This is a genomic window from Streptomyces sp. NPDC013317 (genome assembly GCF_055563155.1).
In genome coordinates this window covers 16,617-41,865 of sequence record NZ_JBVHDX010000022.1, presented here as the reverse complement: position 1 = coordinate 41,865, position 25,249 = coordinate 16,617, and the positions used below count along the sequence as shown (strand labels likewise).

24 protein-coding genes are annotated in these 25,249 nt (G+C 73.0%); 17 read left to right on the top strand and 7 right to left on the bottom strand.

Annotated features, from left to right (window positions below):
• The first annotated feature begins 133 nt into the window (after window positions 1-133).
• Window positions 134-2,590, top strand: a complete 2,457-nt coding sequence (locus tag ACZ3IJ_RS34450) for a hypothetical protein (protein ID WP_467474872.1) — start codon at window positions 134-136, stop codon at window positions 2,588-2,590.
• On the opposite strand, the gene ACZ3IJ_RS34445 is transcribed toward ACZ3IJ_RS34450, so the two are convergent.
• The 4 genes from ACZ3IJ_RS34445 to ACZ3IJ_RS34430 all read right to left on the bottom strand — a co-directional run bounded on the left by ACZ3IJ_RS34445 (window position 2,560) and on the right by ACZ3IJ_RS34430 (window position 7,161).
• A complete protein-coding gene (locus ACZ3IJ_RS34445; RefSeq protein WP_467474870.1) occupies window positions 2,560-4,974 on the bottom strand; it encodes a right-handed parallel beta-helix repeat-containing protein in 2,415 nt (804 codons plus the stop codon). The genes ACZ3IJ_RS34450 and ACZ3IJ_RS34445 overlap by 31 nt on opposite strands.
• 81 nt (window positions 4,975-5,055) lie before the next feature.
• On the bottom strand, window positions 5,056-5,664 hold the full coding sequence (locus ACZ3IJ_RS34440; protein ID WP_467474868.1) for an Rv1733c family protein: 609 nt from the start codon (window positions 5,662-5,664) through the stop codon (window positions 5,056-5,058).
• Between the two features lie 165 nt (window positions 5,665-5,829).
• The gene (locus tag ACZ3IJ_RS34435) at window positions 5,830-6,654 is read right to left on the bottom strand and encodes an MOSC domain-containing protein (protein WP_467474866.1); all 825 of its coding nucleotides are present in this window, start codon (window positions 6,652-6,654) and stop codon (window positions 5,830-5,832) included.
• A 36-nt stretch (window positions 6,655-6,690) separates the two neighbouring features.
• The gene (locus ACZ3IJ_RS34430; protein WP_391800796.1) at window positions 6,691-7,161 is read right to left on the bottom strand and encodes a DUF6643 family protein; all 471 of its coding nucleotides are present in this window, start codon (window positions 7,159-7,161) and stop codon (window positions 6,691-6,693) included.
• A 259-nt stretch (window positions 7,162-7,420) separates the two neighbouring features.
• On the opposite strand from ACZ3IJ_RS34430, the gene ACZ3IJ_RS34425 reads away from it, so the two are divergent.
• Entirely contained in the window at window positions 7,421-8,734 is a 1,314-nt protein-coding gene (locus ACZ3IJ_RS34425) for a TerD family protein (protein WP_467474863.1), read from the top strand.
• Window positions 8,735-8,813: 79 nt separating this feature from the next.
• On the opposite strand, the gene ACZ3IJ_RS34420 is transcribed toward ACZ3IJ_RS34425, so the two are convergent.
• The gene (locus ACZ3IJ_RS34420) at window positions 8,814-10,136 is read right to left on the bottom strand and encodes a glycosyltransferase (protein WP_467474861.1); all 1,323 of its coding nucleotides are present in this window, start codon (window positions 10,134-10,136) and stop codon (window positions 8,814-8,816) included.
• A 58-nt stretch (window positions 10,137-10,194) separates the two neighbouring features.
• On the opposite strand from ACZ3IJ_RS34420, the gene ACZ3IJ_RS34415 reads away from it, so the two are divergent.
• Together ACZ3IJ_RS34415 and ACZ3IJ_RS34410 are read left to right on the top strand one after the other, a co-directional pair.
• The gene (locus ACZ3IJ_RS34415; RefSeq protein WP_467474859.1) at window positions 10,195-10,980 is read left to right on the top strand and encodes a glutamate racemase; all 786 of its coding nucleotides are present in this window, start codon (window positions 10,195-10,197) and stop codon (window positions 10,978-10,980) included.
• Window positions 10,981-11,041: 61 nt separating this feature from the next.
• Window positions 11,042-11,629, top strand: a complete 588-nt coding sequence (locus ACZ3IJ_RS34410; RefSeq protein ID WP_467474857.1) for a hypothetical protein — start codon at window positions 11,042-11,044, stop codon at window positions 11,627-11,629.
• A gap of 17 nt (window positions 11,630-11,646) precedes the next feature.
• Here the strand turns inward: ACZ3IJ_RS34410 and ACZ3IJ_RS34405 are convergent, their stop codons facing one another.
• A complete protein-coding gene (locus ACZ3IJ_RS34405) occupies window positions 11,647-12,702 on the bottom strand; it encodes an O-antigen ligase family protein (protein ID WP_467474855.1) in 1,056 nt (351 codons plus the stop codon).
• 229 nt (window positions 12,703-12,931) lie between these two features.
• Between ACZ3IJ_RS34405 and lnt the strand changes: the two genes are divergently transcribed.
• The 4 genes from lnt to ACZ3IJ_RS34385 all read left to right on the top strand — a co-directional run bounded on the left by lnt (window position 12,932) and on the right by ACZ3IJ_RS34385 (window position 18,020).
• Entirely contained in the window at window positions 12,932-14,533 is a 1,602-nt protein-coding gene (lnt, locus tag ACZ3IJ_RS34400; protein ID WP_467474853.1) for an apolipoprotein N-acyltransferase, read from the top strand.
• Between the two features lie 136 nt (window positions 14,534-14,669).
• Complete coding sequence (locus tag ACZ3IJ_RS34395) at window positions 14,670-15,152, top strand: NUDIX hydrolase (RefSeq protein ID WP_467474851.1); 483 nt, start codon at window positions 14,670-14,672, stop codon at window positions 15,150-15,152.
• A 55-nt stretch (window positions 15,153-15,207) separates the two neighbouring features.
• Entirely contained in the window at window positions 15,208-16,074 is an 867-nt protein-coding gene (locus tag ACZ3IJ_RS34390) for a 3-hydroxybutyrate dehydrogenase (protein ID WP_467474849.1), read from the top strand.
• A 53-nt stretch (window positions 16,075-16,127) separates the two neighbouring features.
• Window positions 16,128-18,020 (top strand): helix-turn-helix domain-containing protein, encoded by a 1,893-nt coding sequence (locus ACZ3IJ_RS34385; protein WP_467474847.1) that lies wholly within the window; start codon window positions 16,128-16,130, stop codon window positions 18,018-18,020.
• Between the two features lie 64 nt (window positions 18,021-18,084).
• Here the strand turns inward: ACZ3IJ_RS34385 and ACZ3IJ_RS34380 are convergent, their stop codons facing one another.
• Complete coding sequence (locus ACZ3IJ_RS34380) at window positions 18,085-19,452, bottom strand: MFS transporter (RefSeq protein ID WP_467474845.1); 1,368 nt, start codon at window positions 19,450-19,452, stop codon at window positions 18,085-18,087.
• Between the two features lie 418 nt (window positions 19,453-19,870).
• Between ACZ3IJ_RS34380 and ACZ3IJ_RS34375 the strand changes: the two genes are divergently transcribed.
• The 9 genes from ACZ3IJ_RS34375 (at window position 19,871) to ACZ3IJ_RS34335 (ending at window position 24,930) form a co-directional block, all read left to right on the top strand.
• On the top strand, window positions 19,871-21,367 hold the full coding sequence (locus ACZ3IJ_RS34375; protein WP_467474843.1) for an RNase A-like domain-containing protein: 1,497 nt from the start codon (window positions 19,871-19,873) through the stop codon (window positions 21,365-21,367).
• 10 nt (window positions 21,368-21,377) lie between these two features.
• Complete coding sequence (locus ACZ3IJ_RS34370; protein WP_467474841.1) at window positions 21,378-22,037, top strand: hypothetical protein; 660 nt, start codon at window positions 21,378-21,380, stop codon at window positions 22,035-22,037.
• Between the two features lie 30 nt (window positions 22,038-22,067).
• Window positions 22,068-22,478 (top strand): WXG100 family type VII secretion target, encoded by a 411-nt coding sequence (locus tag ACZ3IJ_RS34365; protein WP_467474839.1) that lies wholly within the window; start codon window positions 22,068-22,070, stop codon window positions 22,476-22,478.
• A gap of 36 nt (window positions 22,479-22,514) precedes the next feature.
• Window positions 22,515-22,817 carry a WXG100 family type VII secretion target gene (locus tag ACZ3IJ_RS34360; RefSeq protein WP_467474837.1) on the top strand — a complete coding sequence of 101 codons (303 nt, stop codon included), beginning with the start codon at window positions 22,515-22,517 and terminating at the stop codon, window positions 22,815-22,817.
• 1 nt (window position 22,818) lies between these two features.
• Entirely contained in the window at window positions 22,819-23,178 is a 360-nt protein-coding gene (locus tag ACZ3IJ_RS34355; RefSeq protein WP_467474835.1) for an RNase A-like domain-containing protein, read from the top strand.
• A gap of 9 nt (window positions 23,179-23,187) precedes the next feature.
• Window positions 23,188-23,826 (top strand): contact-dependent growth inhibition system immunity protein, encoded by a 639-nt coding sequence (locus ACZ3IJ_RS34350; protein WP_467474833.1) that lies wholly within the window; start codon window positions 23,188-23,190, stop codon window positions 23,824-23,826.
• Window positions 23,827-24,114: 288 nt separating this feature from the next.
• On the top strand, window positions 24,115-24,342 hold the full coding sequence (locus ACZ3IJ_RS34345; protein ID WP_467474831.1) for a hypothetical protein: 228 nt from the start codon (window positions 24,115-24,117) through the stop codon (window positions 24,340-24,342).
• A gap of 161 nt (window positions 24,343-24,503) precedes the next feature.
• Window positions 24,504-24,683 carry a CsbD family protein gene (locus ACZ3IJ_RS34340; RefSeq protein ID WP_467474829.1) on the top strand — a complete coding sequence of 60 codons (180 nt, stop codon included), beginning with the start codon at window positions 24,504-24,506 and terminating at the stop codon, window positions 24,681-24,683.
• Between the two features lie 106 nt (window positions 24,684-24,789).
• A complete protein-coding gene (locus ACZ3IJ_RS34335) occupies window positions 24,790-24,930 on the top strand; it encodes a hypothetical protein (protein WP_467474827.1) in 141 nt (46 codons plus the stop codon).
• Window positions 24,931-25,249 lie beyond the last annotated feature (319 nt).

Below are 25,249 nucleotides of genomic sequence, written 5' to 3'. Positions count from 1 at the left end.
CAGGGGCCGGTCCTTCCGAAGGGAACTGGGGGATGGCGGGCGGATTCCGTGAGAGCCCGTGCCCGGCGCACGGCCTTCCGCGATCCTGGTTGCCTGCCGTCGAATCCTCCCACCCAGAGAGTGAGACACCGAAGTGCCCCCTGCCACACCCGCCCCGAAGAGCGGTGGCGCGGCGCTCGAACTCCTCGTCCACGGGGTCGGCGGAGCCACGCCCCAGGACATGCTGGGCGATCCGCGTACGGTACGGGTGACCGGCGACACGACCGCCGCCGTGCACCGCCGCACCGACGACGCCGACGCGGAGGACCACCCCGAGCGCTACGCCGAACGGCCGGTCGCGGAGGCGTACGTCTGGTCCAACCTCACCTCCGGCAACGGCGCGCGCGCCCTGTGGCTGCTGCTCCTGCCGTTCATGGTCGCCAACCTCGCGCACTGGATGCGCCCGCCTGCGAAGGGCCACCCCCGGCTGGTGCGGGCGTACGGGATGCTGGTGCGGCTCGTGGCGCTCACCCTCACGGTGCTGCTCACGGCCGCCGCCTGCGAGGTCGCGCTCGATCTGACCGCCTGGCAGTGCGCGGGCTCTGCCGTCTGCGCGGAGGACCGCTCGTGGCTCGGCTTTCTCTCGGCCGAGCGGGGCGGCTGGTGGTCGCAGCCCGGCCGCAGGCTCGCGCTCGCCGCCGTGATCCCGGCCGCGCTGGTCGGACTGCTCTGGTACCTCTCCAACCGGACGTGGAGCGCGTACGAGGCCCAGCGCCCGCCCACCGGCTACGACGAGGACGCGTACCAGGACCCGGCCGAGGCGCCCGGGCCCGACGACGCGGAAGCGGGGCCCGAGGACACGGACGTCGAGCCCCAGGACGTGGGCGTCGGCGTTCCCGCCCCCGAGGTCCGGCCCGCACTCGGCCGGCCCGGGTTCTGGTTCGGCCGGCGCCTCGTCGCCCGGCTCCGTGCCGCGCACACCGCCGCCGGGTTCCTGACCGTCGCCGCCGCCGTCACCGGAGCCGCCGCCCGCCACGACCGCGAAACCACCGGCGTCCTGCTCGACGCCTTCGGCCGGTCCCTCCAGACGGCCTACGTCGTCCTCGCCGCCGTCGTCCTCTGGGTCGTCTGCCGCCGGGGCCGCAGCGAGAAACGCCTCGACCTGCGCCTCGAACGGGCGTTGGTCTCCTGGCTCCCCTGCACGTCGTTACTCCTGCTCGCCCTCGCCTTCGTGCACGCCGGCTGGTCCCGGCCCGGCTGGCGCTCCAGCGGCACGCTGCCCGGCAACGCCACCTTCGGCGTCCTGACCCTCGCCCAGGGCGGACTGGTCGTGGCGCTGGGCGCGGTCGCCCTCCTCCTGCACCGCCGCCGCCACGATCCGCGCACCGCGCTGCACGGCCTGGGCGGCCCCGCGGTCGCGATGCTCGCCTGCGCACTGGGCGGCGTGATGTCGGGCGGCGTCGCCCAGCGCGTCGCCGACTGGCTGGACGGCAAGCCCACCCCCGGGATGGGCGCGGGCTCGACCGTCGCCCCGCCCGTGCTCCTCAGCTGGCAGGCGTCCGTCATCCCCGTCCTGCTCCTGCTGCTCCTCGCCCCCGTCGTCCTCCTGGTCCTACGGACCGCCCGCGCCGCCCGCCGCCTCGGACCCGTCGTCGAGGCCGAGTACGGCACGCAGGATCCGGACCCGGTCCGTACCGGACGGATCGCCGCCACCCGTGCCACCGCCTCCCTCACCGACGCCGCCCCCGCGCTCGTCGGGACGGTGTCCGGTGCCACCCTGCTCCTCGGAGCGGGTTCCGTCGCGGGGGCGTGGGCCAGCGGCAACGTCCCCGGACGGGCGTTCGACGGCGCCCATCCCGTCCTCGCCTCCACCGCCGCCACCGCCCAGGCACTCGGCTCCTGGATGATCGGCTTCGGTTTCCTCCTCTTCGTCACCTGGGGCCGCCGCGCGTACAAGGACGCCTCCGCCCGCCGTACGATCGGCATCCTCTGGGACGTCGGCACCTTCTGGCCGCGCGCCGCCCACCCCTTCGCCCCACCCTGCTACGCCGAACGGGCCGTCCCCGACCTCACCTGGCGCATGAGCTCCTGGACCCGGCACACCGGCGGCCGGCTCGTCATCTCCGGCCACTCCCAGGGCAGTGTGCTCGCCGCGGCCGCCGTCTGGCAGCTGCCGCCCGCGACCCGGAGCCGCGTCGCGCTGCTGACGTACGGATCGCCGCTGGAACGGCTGTACGGGCGCTGGTTCCCCGCCTACTTCGGCCCCGGCCCGCTGCGCGCCCTGTACGGGACGATCCACTGCTGGAGCAACCTCTACCGGGCCACCGACCCCATAGGCGGGCCCGTACGGGTACCCGCCTCCGGGGACAAACCGGCCGTGGACAACCCTCCGCTGCTCGACCCGGTCGCCTACGGCCGGACCCCTCAACACCCGCTGCCCGAACCGATTCTGGGGCACTCCGACTATCAGGCCGACCCCGTGTTCGCCGCGCAGCGCTCCCTCCTCCTCGACCGGTTGCCGCCCGCACTGCCGCGCCAGCGCGGCGGCGAAGGGCGGGACGACGCGAACGCGCAGGCGGATCAGGGAAGTTCCGGCAGGTCCTCCGGATAGAGGAGCGTCAGGTCGTCCGTGCTCGCGTCGGCGAGCACGGCGACCCGGCCCGCGTGCCGCTCCACCATCGACTCGAACGTCTGCCGGGCCGTGCGGCCGTTGCCGAACGCCGGTCCCTTCGGCAGCTCGGTGAAGTACTTCCGCAGAGCCTCGCCCGTGCCGTCGGCGAGCCGGTACTCGTGCTCGTCCGCCTGCTGCTCCACGATCCGCAGCAGCTCGTCCGGTACGTAGTCGCTGAAGGTGATGGTCCGTGAGAACCGGGACGCGACGCCGGGGTTGACCGTCAGGAAGCGTTCCATCTCCGCGGTGTACCCAGCGACGATGACCACCACCGCGTCCCGGTGGTCCTCCATCAGCTTCACCAGCGTGTCGATCGCCTCGCGCCCGAAGTCCCGCCCGGAGTCCTCCGGCGACAGCGCGTACGCCTCGTCGACGAAGAGCACGCCCCCGCGCGCCCGGTCGAAGGCCTCCTGCGTACGGATCGCGGTCGAGCCGATGTGCTCGCCGACCAGGTCCACCCGGGAGACCTCGACCAGATGACCCCGCTCAAGGACCCCGAGCGAGGCGAGGATCTCACCGTACAGCCGGGCCACCGTCGTCTTGCCCGTGCCCGGATTGCCGGTGAAGACCAGATGGCGGCGGACCGAGGCCGCCTTCAGGCCGGCCTCCTGGCGTCTGCGCCCGACCTCGATCATGTTCGTGAGCGTCCGCACCTCGTGCTTGACGCTCTCCAGGCCCACCAGCGCGTCCAGTTCGCCGAGCACGTCCTGCGAGGAGCGTGCCTCGGGGCCCGGCTCGGGTGCCGGCGCGACCGGCGGGACGACCGGCGAGCGCGGCGGGGGAACCGTGCCGAGCAGCCCCGGCGACTGCGTCGCCGTCAGCACGGTGCCGGTGTCGGCGGGCGGAGGCGTACGCACCGCGCTCTCGTCGCTGGTGCAGTCCTCCGCGACCGGGCCGTCCTCCGGCAACTCGTACCCGCCGCGCGCGCACCGCTCCGTACGGCACGTGCGCAGGCTGGTGCGGCAGCCGTCCATCACATGGAAGCCGTAGCCGCCGCTCCCGGTCACCCGGCAGCCGTGGAAGGAGCCCCGCCCCTCCGCGGACACGTAGAAGCCGGCCTCGGCGGGCGAGGTGACCGTGCACCGCTCGATCGTCGGGTCCGCGCCCTTGGTGACGATCACGCCGGTCTGCACGGAGTCGATCGTGCACCCCCCGAGCGTGCCGCCGCTGCCGTGGTCCCGGAACCAGGCGCCGGTCGAGGCCTCGCGGATCCGGCAGTCGTCGAGTTGCGCCGTCGCGCCGTCGCTGACCGACACCGCCGTGTTCCGCACCTGCGACAGATCGCTGTCGACGACGTCCACGCGCGAGCCGCGGTCGAGGACGAACAGCGCGTCCGGCACGTCGTGCACCCGGCACGCGTCGAGGACGCCGGTCGCGCCGTCGCTGATCCAGACCGCCGGATAGTCGCCCGTACTGTCGTGGATCTCGCACTGGTTGGCGTCCACGCGCGTCCCCGGGTCCCACACCGAGAGCCCGTTGCGGCCGAAGCGGCGCACGGTCGAGCGGGTCAGCGTCAGCACGGAGCGGGAGCGCAGATCGACCGCGTTCTCGGGAATGTCGTGGATGTCGCAGTCGGAGAGGGTGAGCACGGCATCCGTGTCGAGCGTGATGCCGTCGGCCGACGTGCGGTGCACCGAGGAGTCGGTGAGGTGCGCGGTGGCGCGCGACGCGATCTGGAGGCCGGCGCCCTTGATCTCGTACACCTCGCAGCCGATGCCCTCCAGGCCGCTGCCCTCACCGGTCACGGAGATGCCCGCGCCGGAGGCGTGGTGGACCCGGCAGCGCTCCAGGCGCGGATGGGCGCCGCCGCGTACGGAGACCCCGGACTGACCCGCCGCGACGATCTCGCACTCCTCGAACACCCCGCCCGCGCCGTCGAGCACGGCGATGCCCACGCCCGCCGGGTTGTCGACCGTGCAGCGGCGGACCGTGGGACGGGCCGCGCCGCGGACCTCCAGGCCGGCGGCCGAGCGGGTCACGATCCGCAGATCGAGCAGCTCGGGGGTGCCGTCCTCGACCAGCAGCGCGGGCGCGGCGGAGTCCTGCCCCTCCACATGCAGATCCTGGACCGTCGCCGACGCCCGGACCGTCAGCGGTACGCCGTCCACGGGCGCGATCCGGACCGAGCCGATCCCGCCCTCGGGGCCCCGCAGGGTGACGGCCCGTTGGATGACGAGGTTCTCCCGGTACGTGCCGGGGGCGACGGTGAGGACGTCGCCGTCGCCGGCCGCCTCCAGGGCCGCGGCGAGGGAGGCGTACTCGCCCGTGCGGCGTCGCCACCGCGATGTGCCGGTGTGCGTCACCTGGACCGTGCCCTGTGCCATGGGTGTGTTCTGCCCCCGCCTCATGCGTGCTGCTGATCCGATGCCCCACCGTAGCGCGCGCGGCGCCGCCGGGTTGACGGGTCAGCTGCCCGCGCCCGTACGGCCCCAGTCGGGACCGGCCTTGGCCCACGCGCGGTCGAGACGCCGGTACCGCCGGTGTGTGAGGCGGCGTACGACCAGTCTCCTCGCCGCCTCCACGAAGACCGCCGCAAGGGCGGCCGCGAGCAGTCCGACGATGGTCGCGTGGGCGCGGGCGGTCTCGGGCCGCATCGGCGTGGTCACCGGCCGCCCGTCGAGGTCGGTCCAGAGCCGGAAGGTGTCGCCCGGATCGGACAGTTCACGCCGGGTGGCCACCGTGCCCGTACGGGTCGTGCCGTCCGGGGCGGTCCAGGTCGCGACCACGGCGCGGCGGGCGGGCTGTTCGCCCGCGGACTCGGGGCTCTGCATGTCCGGGGTTGGAGCCTCGGCGAGCCGTACCACCCGGGCCGTCGTGACGGGCCGCTGCCGGGTCTGGGCCTGGACCGCGCGCTGGAGGGAGGCGTCGGTCCGGGTGCCGGAGATCCAGCCCGCGGCGGGGACCGCGAGCACGAGGAGCGCGACCGCGACGAGCGCGACCCAGGCCTCCACGAGGTCCGTGGTGCGGCGCAGGGGGTTGCGCCGCCAGCGCCAGACTCCGATGGCTGCCCGCATGCCACACCCCCTCGTCGTTCCCGGTCTCCCAACGAGTCTGCCCCCGGGGCGGGTTCCCCGCCTGCCGGGACGCGGAAGTGTGACGCGATCGCGCATGCGTACGTGTCCGTGACGCTGTGTGAGTGAGGTCGGCGGTGCGGGGCGCGGGGCGCCGGGCGGGGGTGCTCAGTCGAGGAACTTGACCTCGTCGCCGACGCGGATCGTGCCGGGGTGTTCCGGGACGAGGTTCTGGCCGAAGACCAGCTTGCTTCCCTGCCTGCGGTGCTCCGCGAGCGTCCGCAGGGGCTCCTTGCCGCGCTCGCCGGTGAGCTGGTCGGTCGTGGTCACGACGCAGCGGCCGGAGGCCTTGGCCGCCCGGAACATGACCTCGCCGATCGCCAGCAGGGTCCAGCCGTCCTCGGCCCACGGCGCGGTCCCCTCGATGACCACGTTCGGCCGGAAGCGGTTCATCGGCAGCGGACCCTCGTCGGCGTGATCCCCCTGGGCGATCAGCGAGTTGAGGGCGTCGAGCGAGGAGGTGGTGGTGGCGAGGAGCGGATAGCCGTCCGCGAAGCTCACCGTCTCGCCGGGCAGGGCGTGGTCCGGGTCGATCGGACGCCGGCTCGCCGGGTCGTCCATGTGGACGAGACGGACCTCCGTCTCCAGGAACGCGCTGAACCACGCGTCGGCCTCCGGCCCGGCCGGGACCGCCTCCACCGGAGTGTCGAAGACCTCCACACGGATCGTGGAGGCCGGCCGTGGCACCTCGACCGCCAGCGCGGCCAGCCCGGGTGCGGTCACCGTGATGCCACCGCCGGGCAGCGGCTCGGCCGAGGCCAACGTCATCCGTGCGTGACGGCGTTGGGTCACGACCTTGCCGGACGCGTCCACGACGGTCCAGCGGCGGTCACCGGCCAGTCCCCATGGCTCGACCTCCGCCTCGGCGGGCGCGATGCCGCGCAGCGCCTTGACCGGGTGGATGTGGACGGAGCGCAGGCGAGGATTCGGCATGTGGCCATCCTGCCAGTCGCTCCGCGCACGCGTCTGTCAGTACCCCTGGCCCTGGTAGGGACGGTTGTAGGGGTCCTGGTACGGCGCGGGGGACGGGGCGGGCCGGGCGGCCGCCGGGCGCATCGCCTCGTACCCGGTGGACATCGGCCGCTGCGGCTGCGGCTGCTGCATCCCCGGGTAGCCGCGCGGCGCGGCGGGCTGCTGCGGGATGTACGGAGCGGGGGCGTGCTGCAGCGGCACGGGGGCCATCTGCGGCGCCGGCTGGGGGTAGCCGTACGAACCGCCGCCGCCGTAGGTGGGGGAGGGGCTGGGTGCCGCCGGAAGGGCGGGCAGAGCAGCGGGCAGGGCCGGCAGGTAGCTGTTGCCGGTGTCGTACGCGGCAGGCACTCGGATCGGGGCGATCTGAGGCGTGCCCCGCTCCGCGACCAGGGAGTCGTAGATCGGGGTGTCGGGGAACGACGGCGCGGTGTAGTAACCGCCTCCGTAGGTGGAGCGGGGGGAGGTCATGGCCATAAGTTAAGCCCACGATGTGCTGGTTGGGGAGACCGATAAGAGGGTTGTTTGACGGGTTCTGAGTGACTGCCGATCCACAATGCGAGCGAACGTGACAAAAACGGTCGCGCCCAGAAGGCCCGAAGGACCGTCGATCTTGAAAACGCGAGCTGGGGAGGGGGTTACCCACGGGTCGCCCCGACGGGTCGACGTGTCCGGCATTAGCTTGACGTAAAGAAATCTTGATACGCGGAACCCAGGTTGGGGGGCGAGCATGTTCATGCTTAAAGGGGCCAATGTTCCGGTGTCGGCGCGCGGGGTGCGCGTGGAATTGGGCTGGCGTTCAGGGAACGGAGTGCCGGACGTGGACGCGTCGGCGCTACTCCTTGTGTCGGGGAAAGTGCGCTCCGACGCCGACTTCGTTTTCTACAACCAGCAGACGCATGCCTCGGGCGCGGTACGGCACGAGGGGAAGACCTCCGCGGCGGGCCCCGACGGCCTCGTCACGGACGTGCTCGCCGTGGACCTGGACGCCGTGGAGTCGGAGGTCGAGCGGATAGTCGTCGCGGCCTCGGCGGACGGCGGCGACTTCGGACGCGTGCCCGGACTGTTCGTCCGGTTGCTGGACGCGGACGGCGGGGCAGAGCTGGCCCGCTACGACAGTACGGACGCGACCGTCGAGACCGCGTTCGTCCTTGGGGACCTCTACCGCCGCGACGGCGGCTGGAAGTTCCGGGCGGTGGGGCAGGGCTACGACTCCGGCCTCGCGGGCCTGGCCACGGACTACGGGATATCGGTCGACGAGACGGAGAACGTGGAACCCGCCGTCACGGCACCGGCACCGGCACCGGCCGCGGTGGTCGTGGCACCGGCCGCCGCGACTCCGACGGCGCCCGCACCCGTCGCCGCCGGGCAGCCGGTACGGCTCACCAAGGTCACCCTCACGAAGGACTCGCCGACGGTCTCCCTCACGAAGGGCACCGGCACGACCGGCGGCGTGATGCGGGTGAACCTCAACTGGGAGCTGCGCGCGGACGCGGAGAAGACGGACGACGCTCCCGCCCGGCGCTGGGGCCTCGGCCGCCGCCGGGCGGCGGGGGTGCCGGCCGCGGGCGGCCTCGATCTCGACCTGTGCGTGCTCTACGAGTTGGCGGACGGCAGGAAGGGCGTCGTGCAGGCGCTCGAAGGGTTCGGCGCGCTCCATGAGCCTCCGTACATCCAGCTCGACGCGGACGACCGCACGGGCGCCCGCGCCGAGGGCGAGAACCTCACCGTCAACCTCGACCACAAGGACCAGTTCCGCAGGCTCCTCTTCTTCGTCGTCATCTACCAGGGCGCGAGCGACTTCGGCGGCCTGCACGCGACCGTGACCCTCCAGCCGCACGAAGGCGCTCCCATCGAGTTCGCGCTCGACGAGTGCACCGTCCCCGCGCGGACATGCGCCCTCGCGCTCATCACCCGGGAGGACGGCGACCTGGTCGTGCGGCGCGAGGCCCGTTTCCTGGTCCACGCGCCGGGGATCTCCATGCAGCAGACCGCGGACGAGGCCTACGGCTGGGGCCTCACCTGGACCCCCGCCGTCAAGTGAGCCATCCGCCCCCGGGCGTCGGTGGTGAAGGCGTCCGCCTCCCGACCGTCAGCCGGTGGAGACGTCGGCTCGCCGCGCCTCAGCGGTCGGGTGCCGCCTCGGGGCGGGCATAGGTCCGCCCCTTCCAGGCGGCGCCCCGGCCCCGGTAGTGCTGCACCGCCGAGTCCACGGTCATGAAGAGGTAGAGCAGGGCGGTGAGGGGGAGCGTGGGCGCGAGCCAGAGGGGCTGCCGGTAGTAACGGAGCATGGGGAGGTACGTCCCGGTCATCACCGCCCACGCGATCCCGCCCGCCCAGCCTGCGGCCGCGTCCCCACCGGACAGCCCGACCGCCAGGGCGAGCGGGGGGACCAGATAGACGACGGCGAGCCCCACGACCGTTCCGGCGAGCACGAGGGGGTTGTGCCGGAGCTGGGCGTACGCGCTGCGCGAGACCATCCGCCAGAGGTCGGAGAGGTGCGGATAGGGGCGGACGGAGTCCACGCGCTCGGCGAGCCCCAGCCAGATGCGGCCGCCCGCCCGCCGTACGGCACGGGCCAGGGACACGTCGTCGATCACGGCCTGCCGGATCGACTCGGGCACCCGCGCCCGCTCGGCCGCCCCGGTGCGCAGCAGCACACAGCCTCCGGCCGCGGCGGTGGCGCGCGGGCGGTGACGGCGGTTGATCCAGCGGAACGGATAGAGCTGGGCGAAGAAGTAGACGAAGGCGGGCACGACGAGCCGCTCCCATGCGCTCGCGACCCGGAGCCTGGCCATCTGGGACACCAGATCCAGCTCGCACGCCAGCGCCGCCTCCACCAATCGGCGCAGACTGTCCGGCTCGTGAGCGATGTCCGCGTCCGTCAGGAGCAGGAACTCCGGCCGGCACGGCCCGGCCGGATGCCCCCCTTCCGTGCCGCCGGCCGCGGGGAGACCGGTGCCGTCGTCGCCGTGATCCGGACGTCTCCGCCCCGGGGTCGCCGGGGCGGAGACGTCCGGATCACGGGGGTCCGGGCCGCGGGTGCGGGCCAGGGTGATGCCGTGGCGAAGGGCCCAGAGCTTGCCCGTCCAGCCCGGCTCCGGCTCGCCCGGGGACGTGACCGTCAGCGGCAGCCCGCCGTAGCGCTGGGCCAGCTCCTCGGCCAGTTTCCCCGTCCCGTCGGTGCTGCCGTCGTCCACGAGCAGGATCTCCGCCTCACCCGGATAGTCCTGCGCGAGGAGAGACGGCAGGCTCAGGGGGAGCACCTCCGCCTCGTCCCGCGCCGGTACGACGACGGCGACCCGGGGCCACACGTCCGGCTCCACGCGCGCGTGGCCGGGCGGTGACGGCAGCCGCTGGTCGGTACGCCAGAAGAACCCCTGACCCAGCAGCAGCCACCCCCAGGCGGCCAGCGAACCCATGGCGATCCAGGCAATGGCGCTCATTCGCCGCAGTCTGCCCCAGATCGGCGGGGACGCAAGGGTGGTCGGCTAGGGTGACCGGGTGAAGATCGCGCTCATGGACTCCGGAATCGGCCTGCTCCCGGCAGCGGCCGCGGTTCGCCGGCTGCGGCCGGACGCGGATCTGGTCCTCTCCAGCGACCCCGACGGGATGCCCTGGGGCCCCCGTACTCCCGAGGACCTCACCGGGCGTGCCCTGGCCGTCGCCCGCGCGGCCGCCGCCCTGGAGCCCGACGCGCTGATCGTCGGCTGCAACACCGCCACCGTGCACGCCCTCCCCGCCCTGCGCGCCGCGCTCGAGCCCCGTATCCCGGTCATCGGCACCGTGCCCGCGATCAAGCCCGCCGCCACGGGCGGCGGCAAGGTCGCCATCTGGGCGACCCCGGCCACCACCGGGAGCCCGTACCAGCGCGGACTGATCCGCGACTTCGCCGACGGCGCCGAGGTCACCGAGGTGCCCTGCCCCGGTCTGGCCGACGCGGTGGAGCACGCGGACGCGGACGCCGTGCGGCGTGCCGTGGAGGCCGCCGCGAAGCTCACCCCGCGCGATGTACGTGCCCTGGTCCTCGGGTGCACCCATTACGAACTCGTCGCCGAGCAGATCCGCGCGGCCGTGCAGGCCGCCGACCTGCCGCCGGTGGTTTTCCACGGCTCCGCAGGGGCAGTCGCAGCACAGGCGCTGCGTCGAATCGGTGCCGAGCCCAAGCCCGACGCGGCCCCGTCCGGCGGTCTGACGGTCCTGCTCAGCGGGCGGACCGGGGAACTGACGGCCGCCGCTCTGGAGTACGCCGAAGGGCGACTTCTCCGGGCCGCGGCCGCCGCCCGCTGACGGCGTCCGGGACGGCGCCGAAGAGGCGCCGTACGAGCGGATCGTGAGTAGGCTGCGACCCATGAGGGACGATTCCCGACATCCACGGCATCACCGACACCATCGGCACCCGGACACGGGTGCCCCGGTACCGAAGGTGTGGATCGGCCGCGCCACCAACCGCATGCAGTGGGTCGCGGCCGTCGCGGGCGCCGCCTGCATGGCCCTGGGCATCACCATCGCGGTCGACTCGGCGTGGACCTCCGGCATCGCCGCGCTGCTCATGGCCGTGATCGGCTGTGTGGCGGCGGGGCTGCTGGTGCTCTTCGGCACGCTCGCCTTCGTCCATGTCGAGGTGAAGGTGGACGACGAGGCCATGGAGGTCCGCTGTGGCCACATCGGCGTCCCGCGGTGTCGCATCCTCCTCGCCCAGGTGGTCGGCGCCGACTACATCCCGAGAGTCACCCCGCACGAGTGGGGCGGCTGGGGGTACCGCTGGCGGCCCGAGAAGGGCAAGGGGGTCATCGTCCGCCGCGGCGAGGCCCTGATCCTCCGGATGGCGGACGGCCGTACGTTCACGGTGACCGTAGACGACGCCGAGTTCGGCGTACGCGTCATCCGCGACCGGCTCCTCCACCCCGGCGCGCCGACGGAGCCGACGAGCGCCTGAGGCCGACCCGCCGGACGTCAGTCCCTCGGTCCGTCCTGCTCCGCGGGAGCCTGGGACGGGGTGGCCCGGGCCGCGGCGAGACCCGCGAGGAGCCCCGCGCCCGCCGTCACCGGTGTGAAGCTCAGCGCGTTGCCGACCGTGGCCACCGCGGCGAGCGCGGCCAGGCCGGCACCCGCCGTGAGCGCGATCGCCGTCGTGCGGGGCGAGGACCACAGGCCCCAGAGCAGCCAGCCGTACGCCGCCCCCAGGAGGACGACCCCCGGCACCCCCTGCTCGGCCGCCTGCTGGAGCACCGCCGAGTGGGGCTTGCCGTCGGAGGAGAACGTCTCCCGCGCCGTGGGGCTCAGCGCTCCGAACCGGTCGGGACCGACCCCCAGCACGGGGTTCTCCTCCGCGAGCGCGACCGCGTCCCGCCACAAGTGGACCCGGTGCGGGGTCAGCTGCCCCTCCAACGAGACCGCGAGCCCTTCGGGCAGCCTCTCCTCCGCCACGGCCCACGCGGCGCCCACGGCCAGACCGGTCGCCAGGGCGAGCCCCGCGATCCCCAGGAGCCGGCGCCGCATCCGTACCGCCGCGAGCGAGCAGAGCAGTACGCCGATCGCGGCCACGAAACCGGCCAGAGAACCCAGCACCAGCGCCGAACCCGCGACGGTCAGGGCGAGAGCCCTGAGCGCGAGCCGGCCCGGGCCGGGCCGGGCCGCCGAGGCCGCGCAGCAGGCCGCGCCGGCGGCGAGCACGAGCAGGGCCACGGTCGCTCCCGTGTCTCCGGGGCGTACGGAGCCGAACGGCGTGGCGCCCGGGACACCGGGCCCGGAGGCCAGCGCGAGGCAGAGGGCGGCGAGGGACGCCACCGCGGCGGCGGAGACCGGAAGCAGCGTGCCGGAGATCCGCCCGCAGGCGTACCCGGCACTGAGCGCCAGGACGGCGAGCAGCACGCCCTCGGGGCGCGCGTCCCGCCCCGTGGCGCTGACGAGCGACCAGAGCACGCAGGCGCCGAGGACCAGAACTCCGGCCACGTCCGCGGCGCGGCCGCGCTCGCGCACGACGGCCACCTGAGCCGCAGTTGCCGCCATCCCCCTGGACCCCCGCTCCGTCTTGCGGACACGCTAACGGCGGGGCGGCGATTTGGGGAGCACATGCGCAGAAACGTTGCGGCAGAAGTGAAGAACACGTGAGGGCCGCAGGTGCGGGCGTGGATGACGGAGGAGCCCCACGGACGCCCCGCCACGCCGTACGCGCCGCGCCGCCCGGGCCTCCGCCCGGCATGCTGGGGGCGTGGGCGCGCGCCGTAGACTCCGCAACGTGAGCACCACCATGACGCCCGTCGACGCCTTCGGCCCCGCCGCCACCCCTGAGCCCGGCCCCGCCCGGCTGCGACGCCTGGTGCGGCCCGGCGCCGCCGTGCTGGCCGGAGTCCTGCTCTTCCTGAGCTTCCCGCCCCGCCCGCTGTGGTGGCTCGCGCTGCCGGGCTTCGCCCTCCTCGGCTGGACCCTGCGCGACCGCCGGGCGCGCGCCGGCTTCGGCCTCGGCTACCTCGCCGGGCTCGGCTTCCTGCTGCCGCTGCTGATCTGGACCGGAGCCGAGGTCGGCCGGTTCCCGTGGATCGCCCTGTCGGCCGTCGAGGCGCTGTTCGTCGCCGCGGCCGGGCTCGGGATCGCGGCCGTCTCCCGGCTGCCCGCGTGGCCGGTGTTCGCCGCGGCGGTGTGGATCCTCGCCGAGGCGGCACGCGCGCGTGTCCCCTTCGGCGGCTTCCCATGGGGCAAGATCGCCTTCGGGCAGGCCGACGGCGTCTTCCTGCCCCTCGCCGCGGTCGGCGGCACCCCGGTGCTCGGCTTCGCCGTCGCCCTCTGCGGCTTCGGACTGTACGAGGTGATCCGACAGGTCCGCGCCTACCGCGCGACCGGCACCGTCCCGCGCGGCCCGCTCGCCGCGGCGGCCCTCGCCGTCCTCGTCCCGGTCACCGGCGCCCTCGCCGCCCTGCCGCTCGTCGACGACTCCGCCGAGGACGGCACGGCGACCGTCGCCGCCGTCCAGGGGAACGTGCCGCGTCTCGGACTCGACTTCAACGCGCAGCGGCGGGCGGTCCTCGACAACCACGTCGCCCGTACGGAGGAGCTGGCCGAGGCGGTCAGGCAGAAGAAGGAGCCGCAGCCGGACTTCGTCCTGTGGCCGGAGAACTCCTCGGACATCGACCCGTACGCGAACCCGGACGCCGCGGACGCCATCGACCGGGCCGTGAAGAAGATCGGCGTGCCGACCGTGATCGGCGCCGTCGTCGCTCCTCCGACGGGCAAGCTGCGCAACACCCTCATCGAGTGGGACCCGCAGAACGGCCCCGTCACGACCTACGACAAGCGGCACGTCCAGCCGTTCGGCGAGTACATCCCGATGCGGTCCTTCGTACGGATCTTCAACAGCAACGTGGACCGTGTCAGCCGCGACTTCGGCCCCGGCGACAAGATCGGTGTCTTCGACCTCGCCGGTACGAAGGTCGGCCTCGCCACCTGCTACGAGGCGGCCTTCGACTGGGCCGTGCGCGACACCGTCACCCACGGCGCCCAGCTGATCTCCGTCCCCAGCAACAACGCCACCTTCGGCCGCAGCGAGATGACGTACCAGCAGCTCGCCATGTCCCGGGTACGCGCGGTCGAGCACAGCCGCGCCGTGGTCGTGCCGGTGACCAGCGGGGTCAGCGCGATCATCGCGCCGGACGGCCGGATCGTGGAGCAGACGCGGATGTTCACCCCGGACGTCCTCGTCGAGAAGGTGCCGCTGCGCTCCTCCCTCACTCCCGCGACGCGTGTGGGCACGCTGCCCGAGGCACTCCTGGTGGCCGTGGCGGCGGCGGGGCTGGGCTGGTCACTGCTGCGTACGGTCCGCGCCCGCCGGAGCCGCGAAGCCTGAGTCCGCCTGCCCGGGAGCCGCGACGTCCGAGTCAGGCTGCCCGGACGGCGAAGCCGCGGTCCGCCGGCCGGGAGCCGCTGACGACCCGACGCCGGCGACCGTCGGAGCTTGATCCACCGGGACATAGGGTCGTGGCATGGGTACTCCTGACTTCATCCGCGAACTCCGGGTCGACATCGGCCACCGGCTGCTCTTCCTCCCGGGCGCGAGTGCCGTCGTCTTCGACGACCGGGGCCGGGTGCTGCTCGGCAGGCGCGCCGACAACGGCCTCTGGTCCGTCATCGGCGGCATCGTGGAGCCGGGAGAGCAGCCGGCCGCCTGCGCCGTGCGCGAGGTGTACGAGGAGACCGGCGTGCGCTGCGAGGTCGAGCGCGTCGTGATCGTCCAGACGCTTCGGAGGCCCGTCGTCTACCCCAACGGCGACCGGTGCCAGTTCATGGACGTCTCCTTCCGTTGCCGCGCCGTCGGCGGGGAGGCGCGGGTCAACGACGAGGAGTCGACCGAGGTCGCCTGGTTCGACGTGGACGACCTGCCCCAGATGAAGCGGTTCGCGCACTTCCGGATCGAACAGGCACTCCTCGACGAACCCACATGGTTCGACCCCATGCCCAGCAGCTGAAGTGTGGGTTCGGAACACATCGGTTGAGGGTGAGACGCTTCATAAGGTGCGGAGCATGAGCGCCCCCACCACATCAGGGCCCGTACCGGCGCAGGTACCGGCACCACCCGTCCAGGCTCCTGCGCAGGGCCCCGCAGCGGTCCCCGCGCCCGGTTCCGTGCTGCTCGACCTCGCCGGCCGCACGGCGCTCGTCACCGGCGCCGCCGGAGGCATCGGCCGGGCCTGCGCGCTCCGGCTCGCGGCGGCGGGGGCCCGGGTCAGAGCCGTCGACCGGGCCGCCGAAGGGCTGGAGGAGCTCGCCGCGGCGGCCGACGGACTGCCCGGCGCGGTCGAGCCGCGGACCCTGGACCTGACGGACCTCGACGCAGCCGAACAGGCGGCCGCCGGCACCGACATCCTCGTCAACAACGCCGGGATCCAGCTCGTCCGCCCCATCGAGGAGTTCCCGCCGGACGTCTTCCACACCGTCCTGACCGTGATGCTGGAGGCGCCCTTCCGGCTGATCAGGGGCGCCCTGCCGCACATGTACGCCCAGGGCTGGGGCCGGATCGTCAACCTCTCCTCCGTCCACGGACTGCGCGCCTCCGCCTTCAAGTCCGCGTACGTGGCCGCCAAGCACGGCCTCGAAGGGCTCTCCAAGACCGCCGCCCTCGAGGGCGCCCCGCACGGAGTCACCTCCAACTGCGTCAACCCCGGCTATGTGCGTACCCCTCTCGTCGAGCGCCAGATCACCGACCAGGCCACCGCTCACGGCATCCCCGCTGAGCGGGTCCTGACCGAGGTCCTCCTCAAGGACTCCGCACTCAAGCGGCTGATCGAGCCGGAGGAGGTCGCCGAGGCGGTGCTCTACCTCTGCACCCCACAGGCCTCCTTCATCACCGGCACGTCCCTGACCCTCGACGGCGGCTGGACCGCGCACTGAGGGTTTTCCACAGGGGTGGTGCTCCCACCCGTTCGGCAGGTATCCCTGTGTCCATGTCCCAAGAACAGGTCTCCTACCTGGAGCTCCTCGCACGAGGCGCCGCGGCGGAGGCGTACGACCGGCCCGTGCTGCTCGCCCGTGCGAGCGGCGCGGGCCCGGAGGCGCTGGCCGAACTGGAGCGGGCCAAGCAGCACGCCCTGCGCGTCCGCGCCGAGCTGGAGGGGCGGCGGCGGCGCGAGGCGGAGCTCTCCGCCCTCTTCGAGACCGCCCACGACCTCGCGGGACTGCGCGACCTCGACGCGGTGCTCCGGGCCATCGTCCAGCGGGCCCGCTCCCTCCTCGGCACCGAGGTCGCCTACCTCAGCCTCAACGACCCGGGCGCGGGGGACACGTACATGCGCGTCACCGAGGGCTCGGTCTCGGCGCGCTTCCAGCAGGTCCGGCTCGGCATGGGCGAGGGGCTCGGCGGTCTCGTCGCCCAGACCGCCAGGCCGTACGTCACCGAGAACTACTTCGACGACCCCCGCTTCCAGCACACGGCCACCATCGACTCCGCCGTGCGCGACGAGGGCCTCGTCGCCATCCTCGGCGTGCCGCTCAGCCTCGGCAGCCAGGTGATCGGCGTCCTGTTCGCCGCGGACCGGCGCGCCAGGGTCTTCGAGCGGGAACAGGTCGCGCTGCTCGCCTCCCTCGCCGCGCACGCCGCCGTCGCCATCGACACCGCGAACCTGCTCGCCGAGACGCGCTCGGCCCTCGCCGAGCTGGAGCGGGCCAACGACATCATCCGGGAGCACAGCGGCGTCATCGAACGGGCCTCCGACGTCCACGACCGGCTCACCGAACTGGTGCTGCACGGCGGCGGCGTCCACGACGTGGCGGAGGCAGTCTCCGAAGTCCTCGGAGGGAGAGTCGAGTTCGTCGACGGCGGCCTCGAAGCGGGCCGGCTCGCCGACGGCCACGCCCTGCGTGACGGCGACCGCTGGGTGGCGGCCGTGTCGGCCGGCGGCGAATCCTTCGGCGCCCTCGTCCTGCACGGGCAGCCCGACCTCGACCCCGTCGACCAGCGCACTCTGGAGCGCGCCGCCCTGGTGACCTCGCTCCTGCTTCTCGCCCGCCGCTCGGCCGGCGAGGCCGAACAGCGCGTACGGGGCGAGCTGCTCGACGACCTCCTCGACGCCCCCGACCGCGACCGCGGGCTGCTGCGCGAGCGCGCCGCCCGACTCCGTACCGACGTCGACGCGCCCCATGTCGTCCTCGCCGCGCGGATGGACCGCGGCGGGACCGGGGAAGAGACGGACCACGCCGGCGTACGGGAGAGCGCCGACCGGCAGCGCCTCTGGTCGGCGGCCTCGCACCTGGCCGCCACCCGGCAGGGCCTGGCCTCCGCCCGCGACGGCGGAACGGTCCTGCTGCTTCCCCTCGGCCCCGGCGAGGACGCCGCCGAGGTGGCCCGGCAGACCGCCAAGCACCTCGGCGGCGCTCTGCGCGAGCCCGTCACCGTGGGCGCCTCCGCCCCCGTGGCCTCCCCCCTCGCCCAGCCCGGCCAGGTCGCCACCGCGTACGAGGAGGCCCGCCGCTGCCTGGACGCCCTGCGCCTGCTGCACCGCTCTGGCGAGGGCGCGGCGGCCGAGGACCTGGGATTCCTCGGCCTGCTCCTCGCCGACACCCGGGACATCGAGGGGTTCGTCGACCGCACGATCGGCCAGGTCGTGGCGTACGACCGCCGCCGCGGCACGGAGCTGGTGCGGACGATGGACGCGTACTTCGCGAGCGGGATGAGCCCGGCGCGTACGAAGGACGACCTCCACGTCCACGTGAACACGGTGGCTCAGCGCATCGAGCGGATCGGTCGCCTCCTCGGCACCGACTGGCAGTCCCCGTCCCGCGCCCTGGAGGTCCAGCTGGCCCTGCGGCTCCACGCGATGTCGGCGGCGGTCGCCCGCTGAACACGCCGAAGGCGCCGGCCCCCTTCCGGGACCGGCGCCTTCGGCGTGTGGTGCGCCGCGGGGATCAGGCGTCGGCGCGCACGGGTGCCGGGGCCTGGGCGGAGTCCTCGACTTCCGACAGATCGCGGTTCCGGGTCTCGCGGGCGCACGCGATCGCGACGACCGTGAGAAGCGCGGCGCCGATCACGTAGAGGGAGATCGGGGTGGAGGAGCCGTAGTCGGAGAGCAGCGCGGTCGCGATCAGCGGGGCGGGCGCACCGGCGGCGACCGAGGAGAACTGCGCGCCGATGGAGGCTCCCGAGTAGCGCATCCGGGTCGCGAACATCTCGGAGAAGAACGCGGCCTGCGGCGCGTACATCGCCCCGTGCAGGACCAGGCCGACGGTGACGGCGAGGAGCAGCGCACCGAAGGTGCCGGAGTCGATGAGCATGAAGAACGGGAACATCCAGGCGCCGACACCGACGGCGCCGATCAGGTAGACCGGCCGGCGGCCGATCCGGTCCGAGAGCGCGCCCCAGGCGGGGATCACGGCGAAGTGGACGGCGGAGGCGATGAGGACGGCGTTGAGCGCGGTCTGCTTGGAGAGGCCGACCTGGGTCGTCGCGTAGACGAGGATGAACGCGGTGATCACGTAGTACGAGATGTTCTCGGCCATGCGGGCGCCCATCGCGATCAGCACGTCCCGCCAGTGGTGCTTCAACACGGCGACCAGCGGCATCTTCTCGACCTGGGCGGCGGCCGCCTTGCGCTCCTCGGCGGCGGCCAGGGCGGCCTTGAACACGGGCGACTCGTCGACGGAGAGCCGGATCCACAGGCCGACGATCACCAGCACACCGGACAGCAGGAACGGTATGCGCCAGCCCCATGACAGGAACGCGGCGTCGGAGAGCAGCGCGGTCAGGGCGGACAGCACACCGGTCGCGAGCAGCTGCCCGGCGGGCGCCCCGGTCTGCGGCCACGAGGCCCAGAACCCGCGCCGCCGCGCGTCCCCGTGCTCCGAGACGAGGAGCACGGCCCCGCCCCACTCACCGCCGAGCGCGAAGCCCTGCACCAGCCGGAGCGCGGTGAGCAGCAGGGGAGCGGCCGATCCGACGGTCGCGTGCGTCGGCAGCAGACCGATCGCGAAGGTCGCCCCGCCCATCAGCAGCAGGCTGAGGACGAGCAGCTTCTTCCGCCCGAGGCGGTCGCCGTAGTGGCCGAACACCAGCGCGCCGAGCGGCCGCGCGGCGAACCCGACGGCGTAGGTGAGGAAGGAGAGGAGGGTGCCGACGAGCGGGTCGGAGTCGGGGAAGAAGAGCTTGTTGAAGACCAGCGCGGCGGCGGAGCCGTAGAGGAAGAAGTCGTACCACTCGATGGTGGTGCCGATGAGGCTCGCGGCGACGATGCGCCTGAGATTCGACTCGGCGGGTGGAGCGGTCGCGGGGGAGGACATCGGCACCACTTCCTGGCGTGTGACGGGGACGTGTTCGTGTCGCCACACCGTAGAAACATGCAGGTCAGTGGCGTATGTGGTGGGACACCATAGTTCAGGGGTCTGGCATGCGCGCGGCCACCATGAGGACGGCTTCGGGGGATCCGTGACGGGCTCTGCGCGGCCGGGACGAAGACTGTCCGAGTTGGCGCGGACCCCGGCCGTACGGCGGACGGCTCCTCGGCCGCGGACGGCTCGGCCGAGGGCGAGGAGGGGAGCGAGCGGATCACCGGCGCCACCTGCCTGTACGTGATCTACGACCCCGCCGACGGCCGCTGCCTCATGGCCGGGGCCGGCCATCCTGGAGGTCGGCGGATCCGGCACCGTCACAGCCGAGTTCGCCACCCAGTACGCCGCGGTCGTCACCCTCCTCCTGGAGGTGCACGGCAAGACCGTGGTCGCCGTCGGCGGCGCGGCGGTCGGCTTCACCACCACGGCCAACAACTTCCGGCAGGCGGACGCGGCGACCCACCCGCTCAACCCACCCTTCACACCACAGTCGCCGCCGCAGGTCATCAGCGCCCCGCCGGCGTACTCGGCCCCGCCACCCTTCGGCGTGCGCGACGGCAACCCCGTCGACGACTTCGCCGACGTCTTCGACGGCGACATCCCCGGTTCCCTGATGCGCACCGTGATCGAGGAGGCCCTGCGGGCGGGCCGCGCACTGGAGATCCTGCCGCTCCCGAACTACCTCAGGGTCAACGAGCTCTCACAGGCCTGGCTGCCGTACCAGACGAACATCGGCACCATCCAGGGACAGCTCACCGGCACGATCGACGCCATCACGGACAATGCCAACGGGGACTGGCTGGGGGCGATGCTTCAGTTCGTGTCGTCGCTCTGGGGCACGACCGCCTGGGGCAAGAACACGGCCGGCTACGAGTGGGCCCACAAGCCGCCGACGGGCGCGGGCACGAGCCTCCCGGTCTTCGGCGTCCTCAGCACCACGGCCCAGATCCTGGCCCAGGCCATCCGCTCGTACGCGGAGGCCGCGGAAAAGGTCCGTAGCGAGCTGCGCGAGATCCTGTACAAGGCCATCAAGGACGCGCTGGCCATCCTCGACGTCACCGACATCAAGAGCTTGGGGGACTTCGTCGAGCGCCTCAAGAAGGCGTGGAAGGGCCTGGGCGCGGCGGTGCTCGTCGCCATCGACACGGACGCCGTCAACGCGGCGGTCGACACCTACGAGACCGAGCTGCGGACGCAGATCCAGAAGGTGAAGGCCCTGCTGGACCCCCTGCGCGAGGCCTCGCGCGCGGTGCCGACGTTCCAGTCGCAGTCGGCGAGGGCAGAGGCGTTCGGGGCACGCTCGCTCTTCGAGTTCGACCGCTCGATCGTTCCGCTCAACGAGCAGTCACGGGACCCGAACAGCCGGTTCGGCATTGACCTCGCCTCGATGGAATGGGAGCGCAACGACTTCCAGCCCCAGCCTCCCGAGGCCCTGAGGCCGGGGAAGGAGGCCCACACGATCGACAAGCACATCGGACTCACCCCGGAGCAGCTGATGCACCGGCTGCGTGACCAGGGCGGCGCCGACGCGTCGACGTTCCGTGACCTTCCGTCCGCCGAGCAGTACGTGCAGACCGCGGTGAACGACCCCGCAAAGAGGAACGAGCTGGAGACCTGGATGCGCAACCAGGAACAGAAGGTCGCCAACGGCACCTTCAAGCCCGGCTCCGTCAAGGCCTGGGACTTCCCTGTCACGGACGCGAACGGGCAGCCGGTGGCCGTCGGGACCTCGGTGAGCCAGGCGGACTTCTCCGCGTCGGGCTTCTCGGCCCAGCCCAAGAACCTGCACACGGTGCATGTGGTCCTCGCCTACTCGCCGGAGTCGAAGTCCTTCTACGTGCTGACCGCCTATCCGAAGGCCCCATAGCATGCCTCAGGTGACCGAACCGACTGACGCCGTCCTCACCAGCGGAGTGCTCGCCCGCCTCGTCTCCCTCGCCTTGGCCTCACGGAACCCGGGGGCCGCCCCCTTGGAGGACGAACTCCAGCGCTTCTCCCGGCTGATGCAGGACTCTCACACGATCGCCTGGGTCATGCCCTTCGACGCGGTGGCCTCGCTCCTCGACGGACTGGCGGACGAGTACGGCACGGAGCGGTTCGCCACGCGGCCCGCCGTGTTCCGTGATCGGCTCGCCCGGGCGGCCGGCGACGAACCCGTCGACGCCTTTCTGCGCTCCCTGGCGGAACTCGTCCGCGACCCCTGGTTCGGTGTCGTTCCGGGCTACGACGAACTCCCGTTCTCGCAGTGGGAGGCACTGGCCCGATTCGACGTCGTCAACGAGTTCGCGTCACAGCTGCCCGCCGGTGAGTACGGCAGTGACCCGGAGGCCGAGGCACGTGACCTGGTCTCCATGGACCACCCCGACTGCCACGGCAGAATCGCCGACCTCGCAGGCCAGCTCCAGCGCGTGCTGTACATGTTCCGCTCGCCCGCCGAGCTCGACGAGGCCTTCGCGCCCGTCATGCCGTCAGTGACGTACTCCCGGCTGCGCCTCCTCCTCGACGCCGTCCACGCCCACTTCGCCGAGCAGCACTGACCCACCCCGATCCCGGAAGGAGCCGCCGTCATGCCCATCGAGCCCACCCTCGCCGTGTCGGAGGAGGACCTGAAGCGTCTTGCCGACGACCTGGACGCCATGCGGGAGCACATCGACGGGGTGGTGCGCCGGATGGACGCGCTCGTGGACCGGGCCGAGGCGCGGTGGCGCAGTGAGGCGGCGACGGAGTACCGGAAGCTGCATCGCGAGGCCGGGGCCGACGCCGTGCGGGTCCGGGAGATCCTGGGCGTGCTGGCGAGCGCCGTCCGGATGAGCCGGGACGGGTTCACGCGCCAGGAGCTGGACGTCCTGCGGGGGTTCCGGGCCGAGATGGGGAAGGTCGACATCGACGCCGAGGTACGCGAACTGTCCGGTGAGGGACGGAGCGGCGCGGGCCCGGCCGGCGCAGCGGCGCCGACCAGCAGGATCAACGACATCTGAACGCGTACCTGAAACAGACGTACGGCAGGGGGAAACGTGAACGACGACGGCTCGATATCCGTCGACGTGGTCGCGCTGCGCGAGATAGCGGGCGACCTCGAGGACATCGTGAAGAAGCTCAACGAGCGACTGAGCGCGCTGTACGACCGTACGGTGCCGGTCGTCCTCACCTGGGAGGGGGAGGCCCGCGAGGTGTTCGTGGACGAACTCGACCGCTGGGACCGGCGGATGGAGGACCTGCAGGCCGCGCAGAAGTGGCTGCACGCCGTCGTCACCACCGGCCAGGCCAACTACTCCGCCGCCCAACGGGCCACGCTGCGCGGCTGGGGCGGGGCCTGACATGACGACGCCTCCCGCACCTCCCGTACCCCCCGCGTCGCCCGTCCCGGCCCGCGCCGACCGCGCCGCGACGTACCCGGACCGGGTGACCGCCCAGTGGGCCACCCAGCAGGTGATCGCGCTGAACGAGCAGGTCATCCACCGCTGGCTCGCCCAGTCCACGCGGCAGCGGCTCGTGATCGAGGCCGCCTGGCCCTCGCGGCCCGATCCGGTGGGCACGCTGCTCACCACCGGGATGGCGCTGGCCGGCCAGGAGCCGATCCCGGTGCGCGCCGCCCGGGTCGTGCTCCGCCGGACCGTGTCCGGCGAGCCCGGCGCGTACCCCTTCACCGTGCACTCCTCGCTGCCCGTCGACCTGTAAGAGGCCCGCGTGTCCCTGAACCCTGCCGAGCACGACCGCAAGTACGGCGAGCTCGACCAGGTCGTCCGCGCCCACCTGGGCCTCGGTCCGCACGCTCCCGAGGCGGTGGACGGCTATCTGAGGCAGACCTGGCGCACCCGGCCCTGGGCCGTCGCCGTCGCGTCCGAGCAGCTCCGCGTCTACGCCGCCAATCCGCCGGGGCGGCTGCGTTTGAGGCTCGGCGAGTACTACCGGCTGCCCGACGTGGGACTGCCGCCAGAGGAGATCCGGGACTGGCTCACCGGCATCGCCGACCGGCTCGACGAGAGCCTGGCAACCGGCCAGGCGCCGACGCCTGCCGCGCCCACGACGCCCTGGGAGTGGCGGGCCCGCTTCCCCGAGCTGGCGCAACTGCTCGGCGGCTGGTTCACGCAGGACCTGCCGGACGAGTTCGGCGACCACGAGGCCGCGCTCGCCGACTACCTGGAGGGCACCGACACGGGGCTCGTCGCCCAGCTGACGGGGGAGTTGCACGACCTCCTCGCCCTGGGCCTCGACGAGGACGGCCTGGCCCTCGCGCTGGTGACGCTCGGCGCGGAGGTCGAACCCCCCGCACCCTTCACCCCGGGCGCCTGGCTCGCCGCCCTCGCCGTACACCTGCGCGGCTGACCCTCCGGAGGCGTACGGCGGTCGAGCCGGCCCGGCCCGGCCAGCGTCGTGCCGCTGTCTCGCCTGCTCGGCCGGCCCGGCTTCGGGTCCCGTCTCCGGTTGCCCGGTGGACCGCCGGACCGGCTCCTGTTCGACGGCGCTGACCGGACCCGTCTCGTAGGCGACGATGACGGCCCGGTTACGCGCGGTCCGCGAGGACGGCATCGAGTCGCGTCATCGAGTCGACGCAGCCGGCTGGTGGAAGCGGGTCGTCGCCGTGCCTGCCACCCCGCGTGCAACAGTCGCCTCATGACCGCAGACTTCCCCCGCCCGGCCCGCATGACGGTGCTGGGCGTCCTGCCTGGCAACCCGCCCTTCCGTCCCGTCGAAGTCGACGGGGAGCTCGTCGGCATGGCGACGTCGTTGGCGGACGTGGTGCTGATCGCCAGGGATGTGGGGATCGCCGTCCAGGATTTCGACGACCCGGCCGAGGTCCGGTGGGTCGGGGGAGACCAGCACACCTGGACCGTGCGCTGACGACCGGCGCGCTGGTACGCGGTGTTCACGCCGGACGACGTGAAGGCGGTCCAGCCGGTGCGCCTTGGCGTTACCCCGATGGGCTAGGCCGAAAAGGCCTGTGAAGACATTCCGTGCGTTCCTGGTGGAGGTCTGTTCATCCCGATTTCGAGGAGCGTCACATGTCCGGTTCGAAGGACAAGGCCAAGGGTCTCGCCAACGAGGCGATCGGCAACGTCAAGCGGGGTGTCGGCAAGGTCACCGACAACGACAAGCTGCGTACCGAGGGGAAGGAGCAGGAACTCAAGGGCGAAGCACAGCAGGTCAAGGGCAACGTCAAGGACGCCGCGAAGAAGCGCTAGCGGCGGATCCTGAAAGGACGCCACCCGATGGTGGCGTCCTTTCCCGTGCGTGCGACGTGAGCGAGCCGTCGCCGAACGTCTAGCTGTGGCCGTGCCTTGCCCTGGCGTGCTGGGGCAGAAACTCTCCACCCGTGAGTCGTTCGCCGCCTGGCGCCGGCTCCCGTGCGGCTACGGCCAGACACCGCGCGGCACGGTGCCGGCCGGCATGCGCATCCCGGGCGCCCGCCCCGCGGCCACCGGACGCTGATCCCGTCCTGGGAGTGGCACCGGGTGGGGTCGACGACAAGCGTGCATCGATGACCCTGCCTGCCTGCCCCCTGCGCGGGGTGTGGTCGAACAAGGATCCCTGGACCCCATGCGACGACTTCCCCCGTGCACCGGATATCCGCCGGAGGCGGAGGGGGCGCGGTGCGGGGCGCGGTGCCGTTCCGCCTTCCGACGGCCGCGGCGAGGCCCCCTAGGGCGTGTTGCGAAAGTAGCGCCGTCCGCCCGAAGGGCGGGCCCCGCGGCGTCTGGTGCGTGCGATCGCAAGGCGGAGGGTTGTCCTCGTACCGGGTGTACTCGGA

What these genes read in the sequence shown, in the direction of transcription:
- ACZ3IJ_RS34410 (WP_467474857.1), top strand. Translation starts at nt 11,042, where the DNA reads ATGAGGGACGATTCCCGACATCCACGGCATCACCGACACCATCGGCAC.
- ACZ3IJ_RS34430 (WP_391800796.1), bottom strand. Translation starts at nt 7,161, where the DNA reads ATGACCTCCCCCCGCTCCACCTACGGAGGCGGTTACTACACCGCGCCG.
- ACZ3IJ_RS34390 (WP_467474849.1), top strand. Translation starts at nt 15,208, where the DNA reads ATGAGCGCCCCCACCACATCAGGGCCCGTACCGGCGCAGGTACCGGCA.
- ACZ3IJ_RS34425 (WP_467474863.1), top strand. Translation starts at nt 7,421, where the DNA reads ATGTTCATGCTTAAAGGGGCCAATGTTCCGGTGTCGGCGCGCGGGGTG.
- ACZ3IJ_RS34365 (WP_467474839.1), top strand. Translation starts at nt 22,068, where the DNA reads ATGCCCATCGAGCCCACCCTCGCCGTGTCGGAGGAGGACCTGAAGCGT.
- ACZ3IJ_RS34435 (WP_467474866.1), bottom strand. Translation starts at nt 6,654, where the DNA reads ATGCCGAATCCTCGCCTGCGCTCCGTCCACATCCACCCGGTCAAGGCG.
- ACZ3IJ_RS34445 (WP_467474870.1), bottom strand. Translation starts at nt 4,974, where the DNA reads ATGGCACAGGGCACGGTCCAGGTGACGCACACCGGCACATCGCGGTGG.
- ACZ3IJ_RS34345 (WP_467474831.1), top strand. Translation starts at nt 24,115, where the DNA reads ATGACCGCAGACTTCCCCCGCCCGGCCCGCATGACGGTGCTGGGCGTC.
- ACZ3IJ_RS34405 (WP_467474855.1), bottom strand. Translation starts at nt 12,702, where the DNA reads ATGGCGGCAACTGCGGCTCAGGTGGCCGTCGTGCGCGAGCGCGGCCGC.
- ACZ3IJ_RS34355 (WP_467474835.1), top strand. Translation starts at nt 22,819, where the DNA reads ATGACGACGCCTCCCGCACCTCCCGTACCCCCCGCGTCGCCCGTCCCG.
- ACZ3IJ_RS34340 (WP_467474829.1), top strand. Translation starts at nt 24,504, where the DNA reads ATGTCCGGTTCGAAGGACAAGGCCAAGGGTCTCGCCAACGAGGCGATC.
- ACZ3IJ_RS34440 (WP_467474868.1), bottom strand. Translation starts at nt 5,664, where the DNA reads ATGCGGGCAGCCATCGGAGTCTGGCGCTGGCGGCGCAACCCCCTGCGC.
- ACZ3IJ_RS34380 (WP_467474845.1), bottom strand. Translation starts at nt 19,452, where the DNA reads ATGTCCTCCCCCGCGACCGCTCCACCCGCCGAGTCGAATCTCAGGCGC.
- ACZ3IJ_RS34395 (WP_467474851.1), top strand. Translation starts at nt 14,670, where the DNA reads ATGGGTACTCCTGACTTCATCCGCGAACTCCGGGTCGACATCGGCCAC.
- ACZ3IJ_RS34420 (WP_467474861.1), bottom strand. Translation starts at nt 10,136, where the DNA reads ATGAGCGCCATTGCCTGGATCGCCATGGGTTCGCTGGCCGCCTGGGGG.
- ACZ3IJ_RS34385 (WP_467474847.1), top strand. Translation starts at nt 16,128, where the DNA reads ATGTCCCAAGAACAGGTCTCCTACCTGGAGCTCCTCGCACGAGGCGCC.